This is a genomic window from Phytomonospora endophytica (assembly GCF_014202425.1).
Lineage (GTDB): Bacteria > Actinomycetota > Actinomycetes > Mycobacteriales > Micromonosporaceae > Phytomonospora > Phytomonospora endophytica.
Genome location: NZ_JACHGT010000012.1, coordinates 36,537 through 50,079 on the forward strand (window position 1 = coordinate 36,537; position 13,543 = coordinate 50,079).

The 13,543-nt window shown below is 69.4% G+C and carries 14 protein-coding genes and 1 tRNA gene; 5 read left to right on the forward strand and 10 right to left on the reverse strand.

Annotated features, from left to right (window positions below):
* Positions 1–7 precede the first annotated feature (7 nt).
* On the reverse strand, positions 8–1,000 hold the full coding sequence (locus HNR73_RS25395; RefSeq protein ID WP_184790139.1) for a zinc-dependent alcohol dehydrogenase family protein: 993 nt from the start codon (positions 998–1,000) through the stop codon (positions 8–10).
* A gap of 56 nt (positions 1,001–1,056) precedes the next feature.
* Here HNR73_RS25395 and HNR73_RS25400 point away from each other — a divergent pair, with 56 nt between their 5' ends.
* The 3 genes from HNR73_RS25400 to HNR73_RS25410 all read left to right on the forward strand — a co-directional run bounded on the left by HNR73_RS25400 (position 1,057) and on the right by HNR73_RS25410 (position 2,520).
* A complete protein-coding gene (locus HNR73_RS25400; protein WP_184790140.1) occupies positions 1,057–1,365 on the forward strand; it encodes an ArsR/SmtB family transcription factor in 309 nt (102 codons plus the stop codon).
* 9 nt (positions 1,366–1,374) lie between these two features.
* On the forward strand, positions 1,375–2,133 hold the full coding sequence (locus tag HNR73_RS25405; protein WP_239122316.1) for a PhzF family protein: 759 nt from the start codon (positions 1,375–1,377) through the stop codon (positions 2,131–2,133).
* Positions 2,134–2,208: 75 nt separating this feature from the next.
* Positions 2,209–2,520, forward strand: coding sequence for a MazG nucleotide pyrophosphohydrolase domain-containing protein (locus HNR73_RS25410; RefSeq protein WP_184790141.1), 312 nt, complete (start codon positions 2,209–2,211; stop codon positions 2,518–2,520).
* Between the two features lie 160 nt (positions 2,521–2,680).
* Here the strand turns inward: HNR73_RS25410 and HNR73_RS25415 are convergent, their stop codons facing one another.
* From HNR73_RS25415 to HNR73_RS25445, 8 genes are all read right to left on the reverse strand, one after another.
* Positions 2,681–4,498, reverse strand: a complete 1,818-nt coding sequence (locus tag HNR73_RS25415) for an ABC transporter substrate-binding protein (RefSeq protein WP_203686797.1) — start codon at positions 4,496–4,498, stop codon at positions 2,681–2,683.
* Positions 4,495–4,701, reverse strand: a complete 207-nt coding sequence (locus HNR73_RS39170) for an LPXTG cell wall anchor domain-containing protein (protein WP_203686795.1) — start codon at positions 4,699–4,701, stop codon at positions 4,495–4,497. The genes HNR73_RS25415 and HNR73_RS39170 overlap by 4 nt, the downstream gene beginning before the upstream one ends.
* On the reverse strand, positions 4,698–5,786 hold the full coding sequence (locus HNR73_RS25420) for an ABC transporter ATP-binding protein (RefSeq protein WP_203686793.1): 1,089 nt from the start codon (positions 5,784–5,786) through the stop codon (positions 4,698–4,700). Before HNR73_RS25420 ends, HNR73_RS39170 begins: the two co-directional genes overlap by 4 nt.
* A complete protein-coding gene (locus HNR73_RS25425; RefSeq protein ID WP_184790143.1) occupies positions 5,779–6,846 on the reverse strand; it encodes an ABC transporter ATP-binding protein in 1,068 nt (355 codons plus the stop codon). The genes HNR73_RS25420 and HNR73_RS25425 overlap by 8 nt, the downstream gene beginning before the upstream one ends.
* 15 nt (positions 6,847–6,861) lie before the next feature.
* Positions 6,862–7,755: an ABC transporter permease gene (locus HNR73_RS25430; protein ID WP_203686791.1), complete on the reverse strand. Its 894-nt coding sequence runs from the start codon at positions 7,753–7,755 to the stop codon at positions 6,862–6,864.
* Between the two features lies 1 nt (position 7,756).
* Positions 7,757–8,842: an ABC transporter permease gene (locus HNR73_RS40875; RefSeq protein ID WP_184790144.1), complete on the reverse strand. Its 1,086-nt coding sequence runs from the start codon at positions 8,840–8,842 to the stop codon at positions 7,757–7,759.
* Positions 8,843–9,401: 559 nt separating this feature from the next.
* Positions 9,402–9,920, reverse strand: a complete 519-nt coding sequence (locus HNR73_RS40880) for a potassium channel family protein (RefSeq protein WP_184790145.1) — start codon at positions 9,918–9,920, stop codon at positions 9,402–9,404.
* A 75-nt stretch (positions 9,921–9,995) separates the two neighbouring features.
* On the reverse strand, positions 9,996–11,645 hold the full coding sequence (locus HNR73_RS25445) for an FAD-binding dehydrogenase (RefSeq protein WP_184790146.1): 1,650 nt from the start codon (positions 11,643–11,645) through the stop codon (positions 9,996–9,998).
* A gap of 72 nt (positions 11,646–11,717) precedes the next feature.
* On the opposite strand from HNR73_RS25445, the gene ddaH reads away from it, so the two are divergent.
* Entirely contained in the window at positions 11,718–12,497 is a 780-nt protein-coding gene (gene ddaH, locus HNR73_RS25450) for a dimethylargininase (protein ID WP_184790147.1), read from the forward strand.
* 40 nt (positions 12,498–12,537) lie between these two features.
* Positions 12,538–12,613 (forward strand) — tRNA-Arg (locus HNR73_RS25455).
* Between the two features lie 170 nt (positions 12,614–12,783).
* Here the strand turns inward: HNR73_RS25455 and HNR73_RS25460 are convergent.
* Positions 12,784–13,401 carry a hypothetical protein gene (locus tag HNR73_RS25460; RefSeq protein ID WP_184790148.1) on the reverse strand — a complete coding sequence of 206 codons (618 nt, stop codon included), beginning with the start codon at positions 13,399–13,401 and terminating at the stop codon, positions 12,784–12,786.
* Positions 13,402–13,543 lie beyond the last annotated feature (142 nt).

A 13,543-nucleotide genomic window follows, 5' to 3' on the forward strand; every position in this document is an offset into this window, starting at 1 on the left:
CCGGCGGCTACGTCGTCAGCACGATCTTCCCCACCTGTCCGCCACGCTCGACGTATCGGTGGGCCTCGACGACCTCGCCGAGCGGGAACGTCCGGTCGACGACCGGGCGGAACGCGCCTGCGCGCAGGCCGCTGGTGACGTAGGCGGCGGCGCGGCGGAGGCGCTCGGGGTCCCTTGTGGTCTCCAGGACGGTGTAGGTGCGCATGTTGAGCGCCGGCATCCCCAGGGTGAAGCCGGGGTATGGCGTCGGTTCGCCGCTGAGGGCGCCGTAGAGAAGGTGCGTGCCGCCGGGGGCGACGGCGCGGGCGAGATCCTCGACGCCGGGGCCGGCGACGGCGTCGAAGACGAACTCGGCGCCGCGACCGCCGGTCAGGGCGCGGATCCGCGCGGCGACGTCCTCCTCGTCGGCGACGATGACCTCGGCGGCGCCTTCGGCGAGCAGGCGCTCCTTCTTCGCGCTGTTACGGGTTATCGCGATCGGCGTGGCGCCGGCGCGGTTGATCGTCTGGATCGCGGCCAGGCCGACGCCGCTGGAGGCGGCGTTGAGCGCCACGACGTCGCCGGGTCGCAGTCCGCCGACCTCGACGAGCGCCCCATACGCGGTCAGGTAGGGCATCCAGACGGCCGCGCCGGTCACGGCGTCCATGCCCGCGGGTCGGTGCAGCAACGCCCAGGCGGGGACGATCGCCGCCTCGCCGTAGACCCCGTACCGGTTCTGGGAGAAGCCGGGAACACTGCTCACCGCGTCGCCGACGGCGAAGCCCTCGACGTCGGCTCCGACGGCCTCGACGACGCCCGCCGACTCCGTGCCGAGCCGCGCGGGGAAGCTCTCGACCTGCTCGATGTACACGCCCGCACGGAAAAGCGCCTCGGCCCGGTTCACACCGATCGCCTCGACCCGCAGCCGCACCTCGCCCGGCCCGGGCTCGCCCACGTCGAGGTCTTCGAGTCGCATGACCTCGGGACCGCCGAGCTCGCCGAAGCGCACCACTGCCACCATCACGCCTCCTTAGTACGACCACCATCGAACTTCGATGACCGTCGTACTATAGGCACATGGACGACGGCCGCACACCCCCGCACCCCGACATCGCGCAGATCCCGCTGCAGCTGGTGCTGGAGGCGCTCGTCGACCCCGTTCGCCGCAGGATCGTCGCCGAGCTGGCCGCGTCCGATGTGGACATCAGGTGCGGTGGCTTCGGCATCACGGTGAGCAAGTCCACGGCGACGCACCACTTCAAGGTGCTGCGCGAGGCCGGGCTGATCCGGCAGTACTACGTCGGCACCGCGCGGATGAACGCGCTGCGGACCGACGACGTCGAGTCGGCCTTCCCGGGACTGCTGGACCTGGTGGCGAAAGGCTAGGGTTCGCGCGTGACAGCCACCCCGACGATCGTCAACGCCTGCCTGCGCGACGGCCGCGGCGGCAGCCCGACCGCGGTCCTCCGCGAGACGCCGATGACCGACGCCGAACGGCGCCGCATCCCGGTCACCGCGAAGGCCTCCCATGCCGTGTTCGTGGCCGACGACGGCACCGTGCGCTTCTTCACCGCCGAAGGCGAGCTCCCGGCCTGCGGACACGGCACCGTCGCCGCGCTGGCGTGGCTCGGTGACTTCGACGGCACTCTGCGGACCCGCGACCGCGAGTTCGCCGCCCGCGCGATCCGGCGCGGCGAGCACGTCGAGACGGCCTTCGACGCCGGACGCGTCGACCTGCGCGAACCGGCCGACGGTGAGCTCGACGTGGTCGCGGCCCTCGGCGGCGAGGCGACGCAGGGCGCCCGGGTCGCCTCGATCGGCCGACCGCGTCTGCTCGTACCGGTCGGGTCCCGCGAGGAACTGGCCGCGCTCACACCCGACCTCGACCGTCTCCGCGATGCCTGTGACCGCAACGGTCTCCTCGGCTGCTACGTGTACTCGCCACCGGTGGAAGGCCGGGCCGCCGCGCGCATGTTCGCGCCCTCCATCGGCGTCCCCGAGGACATCGCCAACGCCAACAGCACCGCCTGCCTCGCCGCCCACCTCGGCACGGCCGTCGCCGTCGACATGGGCGACTCCCTCGGCAGCCCCGCCACGATCACCGCCCGGCCCGTCGGCGGGCGGGTCGAACTCGGTGGCGGCGCACGGATCTGAGGATCGGCGACGGGACAGCGTGATCGCGCGGCGAGCGGTATCGTCCGACGCCCGACCAGATCCCCGTGAGGTCTTGTGAACCAGCCGGAAACGACCCTCGCCGAGCTCCAGCGGCACGTCGAGACCTTCGAGGCCGAACGCGGCTTCGACCGCAAGGGCGTCATCGAGCAGTGCCTCCTCCTGGCCGAGGAGGTCGGCGAGCTGTTCAAGGCCGTACGGCGGCGGGAGCGGCTCGCCGTCGACCCGGAATCGGCCATCGGCGGCGTCGACGAGGAACTCGCCGACGTGCTGCTCATGCTCGCCGCCGTCGCCAACCGACTCGACGTCGACCTCTCCACCGCCCTGCGCGCCAAAGCGGCCGTCAACAGTGGACGCACCTGGCGCTGAGCACGCCCCCACAACGACAGAACCCCCGGGTCTCCCCGGGGGTTCTGCCGCCTGACCTCATTCAGGCTTCACGGACCAGTGTCCTATGTGGACTATCCCACATCCGGGCAACGGCCCCGGCGCGACACCGCCGCCGTGGCGGCGGTGTCGCCACCGACCGCTAGGCCGGCTCGATCTTCCCGGTTAGAAGACCCAGCACGACGAAGTTGTCGGCGTACATCGCGTTCTGGACGGTCGGGTCGGTGTCGGCCGGGAAGGCCTTGACCCGCTCGCCCTCCTTGGCCGGGTTGTTGCCCAGCCGCTCGAAGAGAGGCACCATCGGCAGCAGCTCGTTGAACACGAGCGCGGCCTTGGTGACGTTGGCCTTCTGCGCGGCCTCGTCGAGACCCGAACCGGCGTCGTTGACGACCGCGGTCAGGTCGACGTCGCCGTAGATCTCCGACTTGGTCTTCAGCTCGAAAGCCATGCCCTTACCGCCCTGGTTCTTGGCGATCGGGATGTTGTGCGTGAACAGGTCGGCCACGAACGAGAAGTGCGGGTGCGGGTGCGCCGAGGCGCCCCACTGCTGGATGGCCAGCTGGAACTCGCCCTTGTCGATGTCGACCGGCGCCTGCGTGTAGGTCACACCGCGCGGGGTCACCTTGATGCCGAAGGTGGACAGCTGCTCGGCCGCGTTCGTCCCGGCCGCCGACCAGTCGGCGAACTCCGAGGGGAACTGGATCTCGTACTCGGCCGCCTTGCCTTCCTTCGTCTTCCAGGTGTCGCCGTCCTTCGTCCAGCCCGCCTCCGTGAGGAGGGTGGTGGCCTGGGTGGTGTCGAAGGCGTACTTGTTCAGCTTGCCCTTGTCCTCCGGGGTCAGCCACTGGTCGAGGCTGCCGTCGGACATGCCGGCCATGAACTCCACGCCCTTGCCCGAGTCACCGAGCGCGACCTTGCCGTTCATGGCGCGGTCGATGGCGTGCGCGAAGGCGCGGCGGACCTTGACGTCCTTGAACTCCGGGAACTTGTCCAGGTTGAACAGCAGCGCCGGGCCCGAGTAGTTCGGCGGGCGGATGATCCGGTAGCCGGCCGCCTTGAACGCCGCCTCCGACGCGACGGGGAAGCCGTGGGTGGCGTAGTCGACGGTGCCGTCGGACACGAGCGGCGTGATGTCGGGGGTCTCACCGTTGTACAGGACGACCTTGTCGAACTTGACCTTGTCGGCACCGAACCCGTTGGGGTTCTTGACGAGCGTGATCTGGGAGTCCGAGATCGTGCCGTAGTCGATGTCGTACGGCCCGGAGACGGTGTACTTCTCGGGACGGAACTCCTGGAACGACTTGCCCAGCTCGACGCCGTCGGGGTCGTCCATCGTCTTCTTGCCGTCGATGAGCGCCTTGGCCTTGTCGGCCCACTCACCGAAGACCGCGGTCGACACGATGTTGCTGCGCAGCAGGTACCGCTCGACGACCGTGGACGGCTTGTTCATCGTGATGGTGAAGGTGTTGGCGTCGGGCGCCTCGATCTTCTCCACGAAGTTCCACAGCGGCGAGCGCTGGATCCACTGCACGTGGAAGGTCGTCAGGTAGTCCGCGGAGCTGATCTCCGTGCCGTCGCTCCACTTCAGCCCGGAGCGGATCTTCACCGTGTAGGTGTTGGCCGCCGCGTCCGAGCTGTGCGACTCGGCGAGGAGGTACTCCCACTTCTTCTCGGTCCAGTAGTAGTAGGCCGAGGGAAGCGCGAGCAGGTCACCGTACGGGCCGTCGGTGAGGATCCGGACGGGCACACCGGCGAAGGGCGTTCCGGCGTTGTTGAAGTGGCCCTCGGGCGAGACCTTGAAGGGCCACGCGCCGTGGAACTCACCGTTGCCGCTGCCGCCGCCCTCGGGCTCGGCGGGCGAGCAGGCGGCGAGCGCCGAGACACCGGCCGCGCCGACGGCGCCGACGCCCGCCAGCTGAAACAACCGCCGTCGCGACAGGTCGAAATCTTGGGTGGTCACTGGTCCTCCTTGTGAGGCGTTTGCCGTCTGTTGCGACGGATTAGAACGATCGCGATCGTGCCGAGCACGAGCCCGAGTCCGAGCGTGACGAACGTGATCACCTGCTCGGCCGTACCCGCTTGGACGAGCAGGAGCATCAGCAGGGAACCGGCGACGAGGAAGGCCGCCAGATTGATCACCGCCCGGGCGAACAGCGAGGTCACTCGCCGTTCCCACCGGTCCGGGGAGCGGGCACGTGCAGGGGTGAGGCACGTCCGACCACGTGGCAGGAGACCTTGCGGTCGGCGCTGACGGCTTCCAGTTCGGGCCGCAGCACATCGCAGGTGTCGGCTTCGTGAAGCGGGCACCGGGGGTGGAAGGAGCAGCCGGTCGGCAGGTCGGCGAGGCTCGGAATCTCCGAGCTGCGCAGTCCGCCGCCGGCCTTCTTGGTCCGGGTCAGGTCGGGATCGGGTTCCGGAACCGCGTCCAGCAGGGCTTTGGTGTACGGATGCTGGGGGTCGTTGATGACCTGCGGTGTGGGACCGAACTCGACGACGCGGCCCAGGTACATGACGGCGATCCGGCCGTGCCAGCCGAAGTACTTCGCGATCGCCAGGTCGTGGGTGATGAACAGGAAGCCCACGCCCAGGTCGTCGCGGAGTTTGCCGAGCATGTTGAGCATCCCGATGCGGATCGACACGTCCAGCATGGACGTCGACTCGTCGGCGATGATCAGTTTGGGATTCAGGGACAGCGCCCGCGCCACCGCCACCCGCTGGCGCTGGCCACCGGACAGCTGGTGCGGGAACTTGGGCAGGTAGGACTCGGCGGGAGTCAGGTCCACCTGCTCAAGGAGCTTGGCGGACTGGTCCCAGCCGTCTTTGCGGCCCTTCGCCATACCGTGCTTGCGCAGCGGTGTGACGAGGGTGCGATGGATGTCGCGGATCGGGTTGAGCGACGCGTAGGGGTCCTGGTGTACATATTGGACGGACTTGCGGTAGGCCGCGAACTCCTGCTTCGACATCGACCAGATGTCGCGGCCCTCGTACTCGACCGTGCCGCCGCTGGGACGTGCCAGACCGGCGGCCATGCGGGCGGTGGTGGTCTTCCCGCAACCGGACTCGCCGACGAGGCACAGCACCTCGCCGGGCCCGACGGACAGGTCGACGTCGTCGACGGCCTTCAGGGAGCCCTTCTTGGACTTGAAGGTCTGCGAGACGCCGCGCAGGGTGATCAGGGGCGCGGGACGGTCCTTGCCCGGCTCCGGGTCCTCGTGCACCACGGTGTCGGTCATTTCGATCTCAGACACGCTCCACCACCTTGCGCTCGTAAGTGACGTCCTCCCAGCGGAGGCAGGCCGCCGCGTGGGTGGTCCCGGCCGACCGCTCGGTGATCGCGTCCAGCTCGGGATCCCGTTCGGTGCAACGGTCCTCGGCGAACTCGCAGCGCGGCGCGAAGGAGCAGCCGCTCGGCAGGTTCGACAGACTCGGTGGCGCACCGGGGATCGAGGCCAGTTCCGGCAGGTCGCCGACGACCGGCGGCACGGCCTTGATCAGGCCGACCGTGTAGGGATGCCGCGGCCCGTAGAAGATGTCGCGCGCGGTGCCGGCCTCGATGATCTTTCCGGCGTACATGGTGGCCACGCGGTCGGCGAGCTCGGCGGCGATCGCCAGGTCGTGCGAGATGAAGACCATGGCGAACTTGCGTTCGGCCCGCAGCTCGTGCAGCACGTCGACGATCGCGCGCTGGGTGAGGATGTCCAGCGCCGTGGTCGGCTCGTCGAGGATCAGCAGCTTCGGGTCGAGCAGCAGGCTCATCGCGATGAGCACGCGCTGCCGCATCCCGCCGGACAGTTCGTGCGGGTAGCTCGGCAGGACCCGGTTGGGTTCGAGGCGAACCGATCGCAGCAGTTCGGCGCTGCGCTCCCAGATCTCCTTCTTGGAGGGCTTGCGCCCGCCGTCGGGGTGGGCGCGGATGGTGTCGCCCATCTGGTCGATGATCCGCAGCACCGGGTTGAAGGAGTTCATCGCGCCCTGGAACACCATGGCCGCGTCGCGCCAGCGCCACTTGCGCAGCTCCTGCTTGCGCAGGGCGAGAACGTCCACACTGGACCCGTCGCGGCCGTTGAAGGTGATGCTGCCCTTCGGGACGCTGCCCAGCTTCGGCAGCAGCCGCAACAGGCCGAGGCCCAGGGTCGTCTTGCCGCAACCCGATTCCCCGACCAGGGCGAGGGACTGGTTGGGGTAGAGGTCGAAGTCGACGCCGCGGACCGCCTCGACGGTCTTGCCGTCGCCGGTCTTGTAGGCCACGTGCAGGTCACGGACGGACAGGATCGGGCCGTCGGTCTTCGGCGGATCAGTGGTCGGCAACGGTCACACCCTTCTCTACTTGTCCCGCAACCGCGGATTGAGGATCTCCTCCAGCGAGCGGGTCAGCATGATCAGGCCGAGCTGGAGGAGGGCGATCATCGCGATGGGCGCGAGGATGTACGGCATCGCCGCGGGGAGGAACATCGCGCCGCCGATCCAGGCGTTGTTGATCATGATTCCCCAGTTGGCGCCCGCCAGCGGCGCGAGGCCGAGGACGTAGAGGCCGACGAGGGCGTAGATCGCGTTGGTGACGGCGATGATGAAGTTGATGAGGATGTAGCTGGCCATGTTCGGCACGATCTCGCCGAACACCACGCGGGTGGTGCCGAGGTCGAGGAGTTTGGCGGCCTCGACGAACTCGCGCTCCTTGAGCGACAGGGCCTGCGCGCGGATCGAGCGCATCAGGACCGGCCAGGTCAGGCAGCCGATGATCAGCGCGAGGTAGATCGGGCTGTCGAGGCTGAAGAAGGCGCCCAGCACGGCCAGCAGGACGATCTGCGGGACCGTCATGACGATGTCGGTCAGCTGCAGCATGAAGCTGTCGAAGCGGCCGCGGATGTAGGCGGCGAGGGAGCCGACGACCACGGCGATGACGGTGGTGATCGCCGCGGCGAGGAAGCCGACGAAGACGACCGTCTGTCCACCCAGGACAATCTGCTTGAGGGTGTCCTTGCCGGCCATGTCGGTGCCGAGCCAGTGCCCGGCGCGCGGGGGTCCCCAGATCGCGTCGAGGTCGGTCGGCATCTTGCTGTCGATGAAGATCGGCGCCAGGGCCGACATGCCGACGATCAGCGTGACGATGATGAACCCGGCGAAGCCGGTCTTGCTGCGGGTCAGCTCGCGGAAGAAGCCGCGGAGGGCGCCCCTGTTGCCGGCCTCGACGGTCGGGGCGGCGGAGACTTGTGCCACCTCAGGCCTCCTTTTCCTCGGTGCGGATCCGCGGGTCGAGCACGCTGTAGGCCAGGTCGGACAACAGGTTCGCGGTCACGACGGTGATCGTCACGATGAGCAGCACGCCCTGGATGACCGGATAGTCACGGGCCTGCACCGAGTCGAAGAGCGTGATGCCGATGCCCTCGTAGCGGAAGACCTTCTCCACGAAGATCGCGCCGCCGACGACGAAGCCGGCCTGGGTGGCGATCTGCGCGACGAGCGGCAGGACGGCGTTGCGGCCGACATAGGAGGTGCGGATGCGCCCGTCGGTCAGGCCGCGCGCTCGGGCGACCATGACGTAGTCCTCGCCCAGGATCTGCGTCGTCGACGACTTCATCACCAGTGCCCAGGTCCCGACCGTGGTGAGCACGTAGGTCAGGATCGGCAGGCTCGCGTGATAGAAGGCGTCCTGCAGGAAGCGCAGGGAGAACTCCGGTTCGATGCCCGGGGACAGTTTCCCGCGGATCTGGCCGTAGTTGATGATCCCCATCTGCACGGCGCCGAACACGACGATCATCAGCGCGAGCAGGTAGTTGGGGATGGCGTGCAGGGTCGACCCGATCGTGGAGATCGTGTGGTCGAGGATCCCGCCGCGCCGGTAGGCCATGGCCATGCCCATGAGCAGACCGAGGCTGACCGAGATGATCAGCGCGATGCCGACACTGAACAGCGTCCACGGCAGGTGCGAGGCGATCTTGTCGGTGACCGAGGTCCCCGGCGAGAGGATCGACATGCCGAAGTCGCCTTGGAGGATTCCCCCGAGGTAGTCGAGGTACTGCTCCCACAGCGGTGTTCCGGGATCGAAGGAGAACAACGCTGCGGCCTGTGCGGCGGCGGCGTCGTACGTCATCCCGTACTTGCCGATCTGGTCGTTGATGTAGACGTCGACCGGGTTACCCGGCAACAGGCGCACGAGGAAGAAGACGCCCGTGGCCACGATCCACACGATGAATATTGCCCGCAGGATCCGGCGGAGCACGTAGCTGCGCCAGATCCGACGGAGGATAGACCGGCCGTCCCCGTCCGCTTTCGCGGTGGTGACGGAAGGGCTGACGGTTGCCACCCAGCTCCTCCCCAAGATCGACTGTGATCCGGTACGGAGTGAGCGGGCTCACTCCGGCGCGATGTGCGTTGGAGCGTAACGCCTGCGCGATATTGCGCGCCAGAGGCGGTATCGAATCGTTATCTTCCAACTCAGTACATGATCGTCAACAGAGAGTGACGACGCGTCCACTGCGGATAGTTAGTCCGCTTTGCTGTCCGGATAAGGAATCTAGCGTGCTCGGCAGGCCTTTTGCGCCCTGCGGGGGGACGGATCGGAGGGGTCCGGCATAGCGCTCGTTTCGCGCGGCGACTTTGCGCGCAAGGCCATTGCGCGTAAACACTCTTTAATAACGACGTCGGGACGGTTTCCGGAACGTGACGCCGTTCGCGTCCCGGCGGCCGCCCTACCGCCCGGGGCCCCGGCACGGTGGTCCGGACCTGTTGGAACACAGGCATTCCGCGACCGGTGAGCGCCCGGCCGGGCACCGGCCAGCGCGACGCGCCCGTCGGCGGAGGCGTCCGAAGGGTGGGAGCCTTCATGATCCTCGGCCGTGCGCGTTCCGCCTGAGACCGGGCTCTCAGGCGCGGTGATCCTTTCGGCGGCGCTCGGCCGCGCGCCGGACACGGGCGGTCAGGATCGACACGAACGCGCTCACGAAAACGACGTCGAACACCATGTGAGCGGTCACCAGGCCGCGTGCCAGCTGGCCTTGCGCGTACACGTCGCCGAAGCCGACGGTCACCATCGTCGTCACGGTGAAGTAGAGCGCGTCGGTGCGCGTGGCCAGGCCGGCGAACTCGCCGGGTCGCGCCTCGGCGAGGAAGTAGTAGGCGAGGGCGAAGACGAACACCGTCAGGGCGAGCAGATAGAACAGCGACTCCAGACGGACGCCGCTGTCGTCGACGGCGCGCGCCTGCGCCCGGATCTGCCGGGAGAACAGCCACGCCAGGCCCGCGACGGCCAGGGCGCACACGATGCCGCGCGGCACGAAGGCCGCGTCGGAGGTGTCGACGGGGAGGACGTAGTAGCCGACGAGACCCGCGAGCAGGACGGCGGCCACACGCAGCCGTCGTCGCCCGCCATGCCCTTCGGACACCTCGCCCCCGTTCCCCGCCTTCCTCCTATCTACTGCATCGGAAGGCGGGACGCGGGACGCTTGCCCGAACCGGCGTCAGGCGGTCGCCTTCGCCGCCGCGCGCCCGGCCTGACGGCCGGAGAAGATGCAGCCGCCGAGGAACGTGCCCTCCAGCGAGCGGTAGCCGTGCATGCCGCCGCCGCCGAAACCGGCGACCTCACCGGCCGCGTACAGGCCCGGCAGCGGTTCACCGTCGGCGCGCAGGACGCGGGCGTCGAGGTCGGTCTCCAGGCCGCCCAGGGTCTTGCGGGTGAGGATGTTGAGGCGCACGGCGATCAGCGGCCCGGCCTTCGGGTCGAGCAGGCGGTGCGGGGAGGCGACCCGGACGAGCTTGTCGCCGCGGTAGTTGCGCGCGCCCCTGATCGCGGTGACCTGGAGGTCCTTGGTGAACTTGTTGCCGATCTCCCGGTCGCGCGCCTCGATCTGGCGGCGCACCTCGGCCTCGTCGAGCAGCGGCTCGGCCGTCAGCGCGTTCATGCCGCGCACGAGCGTGGTCAGGTCGTCGGCGACGACGAAGTCCGCGCCCTTCTGCTTGAAGGCCTCGACCGGGCCCGGCGCGCCCGGCAACACCCGCTTGAGGACCTGCTTGACGCTCTTGCCGGTCAGGTCGGGGTTCTGCTCGGAGCCGGAGAGCGCGAACTCCTTCTCGATGATCTTCTGCGTGAGGACGAACCACGTGTACTCGTGGCCCGTGCGCATGATGTGTTCGAGGGTCCCGAGCGTGTCGAAGCCCGGGAACAGCGGGACGGGCAGGCGCTTGCCGGTCGCGTCCAGCCACAGGCTCGACGGGCCGGGGAGGATGCGGATGCCGTGCTTGTCCCACACGGGCGCCCAGTTCTCGATGCCCTCGGTGTAGTGCCACATGCGGTCGGGGTTGATGATGCGGCCGCCCGCCTGCTCGCTGATGGCGAGCATGCGCCCGTCGACGTGCGCGGGGACGCCCGACAGGAGCTTCCCGGGGGCCTTGCCGAGACGCTCGGGCCAGGCCTTGCGGACGAGTTCGTGGTTGCCGCCGATGCCGCCGGCGGTGACGACGACGGCCTGCGCGCTCAGCTCGAAGGAGCCGGTGACGTCGCGGGAGGAGGCCTCGCCGCGCGCGACCGCGCTGTCGGCGAGGATGCCGCCGCGCACGCCGGTGACGGCGCCGTCGGTCGTGACGAGCTCGTCGACCCGGTGCCGGAACGCCAGCGTGACCAGGCCTTTCGCGACGGCCTCGCGTACCCGGCGCTCGAAGGGCGCGACGACGCCCGGGCCGGTGCCCCACGTGACGTGGAAGCGCGGGACGGAGTTGCCGTGGCCGTCGGCGAGATAGCCGCCGCGTTCGGCCCAGCCGACGACGGGGAAGAAGCGGACGCCCTGGGCGTGCAGCCAGGGGCGCTTCTCACCGGCGGCGAAGTCGACGTAGGCCTCGGCCCACCTGCGCGGCCAGGCGTCCTCGTCGCGGTCGAAACCGGCGCTGCCCAGCCAGTCCTGCCAGGCGAGTTCGTGGGAGTCGCGGACGCCCATGCGGCGCTGCTCCGGAGTGTCGACGAGGAAGAGCCCGCCGAAGGACCAGTGCGCCTGGCCCCCGAGGGAGGCCTCCGGCTCCTGGTCGAGGAGGATCACCTTCCGGCCGGCGTCGGCCAGCTCCGCGGTGGCGACGAGCCCCGCCAGCCCCGCCCCGACCACAATGACGTCTGCGTCCATGTGCCGCCTCCCAATCTGTGCGCAGAGGTTTACCACAGACTCGGGCGCCGCACCAAGCAGTGAGGAGTTTCGATGCTCGCACTCGTCCGCAGGCCCGGCCCCCGGCTGGCCGACGGCCTCGTCACGCACATCGAGCGCACGCCGGTGTCGCTCCCGCGCGCGATGGAGCAGTGGGACGCCTACGTCGCGGCCTTCGAGGGGCACGGCTGGCAGGTGCGCGAGGTGCCGCCCGCCGACGACTGCCCCGACGCGGTGTTCGTCGAGGACGCCGTGGTCATGTACCGCAACGTCGCCGTGGTCACCCGGCCCGGCGCGCAGGCCCGTCGCGGCGAGACCGCGGCCGTGCGCGAGGTCGTCGAGGACCTCGGCTGCCCCGTCGTGGAACTGCGCGCCCCCGCCACCCTCGACGGCGGCGACGTGCTCAAGGTCGGCGACACGGTCTACGTCGGACGCGGCGGCCGGACCAACGCCGCAGGCGTCGCCGCCCTCCGCGCCGCGCTGACGCCGCTGGGGGCGACGGTCGTGGCGGTGCCCGTCGCGAAGGTGCTGCACTTGAAGTCGGCGGTGACGGCCCTGCCCTGCGGGACCGTCATCGGGTACCCCGACGTCGTGGACGACGCGGGGATGTACCCGAGCTTCCTCGCCGTCCCCGAAGAGAGCGGCGGCCACGTCGTCGACCTCGGTCAGGGGCGCCTCCTCATCGCGGCCTCCGCCCCGCGCACGGCCGACCTGATCGCCGACCTCGGCTACACGCCCGTCGTCGTCGACATCGGCGAATACGAGAAGCTCGAAGGCTGCGTGACCTGCCTGTCCGTCCGCGTCCGCGACCTCTGGCCGCGGCCCGGGGGTTGACCGACGCGGCGGCCGACGGGGACGGCTAGACTGTCCGCGCGCCCTCGTAGCTCAGGGGATAGAGCATCGGTTTCCTAAACCGTGTGTCGCAGGTTCGATTCCTGCCGGGGGCACCAGTGTTTCGCCAGTTCAGAGGCATGGTTCGCGCTTAGGATCACGACGTATCCGGCTCGCGTGGACAGCGCGCGTCCACAATCCGTCCATGTTCGGCGATCGACGCGCCGTCGGCTCTCGCCGCGCCCGGCCGGGGCACGTCGCGAGAGCCGACGGCGCGCGTCTCCTGGAGTCAGGCGGAAGTACCCGCCTTGCAGAGCCCCATCGCGGCCATCTCGACGATGCAGAACATGGTCCCCGCTTCGCCCGGCCCAGAAGCGCCGCCATTGTCGGTGACGGGGTTCAGCGCGCCTTCCCAGGGCTGTCCGAGGAAGTCGTCGAGGCTCGTGATGCCCTCGGCCTTGAGGACGCCGGTGTACTCCTGTTCGGCCTCCAGTCCCGGGGTGGGCTTCTCGACCGTGATCTTCACGGTGAGCTCCAGGTTGCCCGTCAGCGCGGGCGGAACGCCGACACCGGCGTCCAGGGACGCGGCGGCCTCCCCGACGAGTTCGAGGGTGACCGTCCCGAAGGTCTCGGACTCGCCCGACAGGGACAGCCCGGTGATCGGCACGTTCGCCTCGGTGGAACGCTGCGGCGACCCGAAGGGCATAGAGCTGATAAGCCCGCCGACGAGAGGGACACCCCCGGCGTCCTCGGCCGTCCCGTCCTGCTGGTCCGTGCTCAGTGTGAGCATCCCCTTGACCTCGTGCTCGACCCCGGTGACACCGGCCGCGGCACTGCCCGCCCCGACCAGGATCGCCAGACCGGCGCCGAGCACGACGACCGCCAAGCGGCCCGAACGCTTCCTCATGCTTGTCACTGTCACTTCCGTGTCCCCCACTGTGTTCCGGCGGCGGCCTTGAGCGGCGCCGCGACCACTTCGGAGTACCCGGGGTGTTCCGCCGTAACCGGGTTGGGGACGAGCATGGCGGGAGTGCGCCAAGATCGGTGAA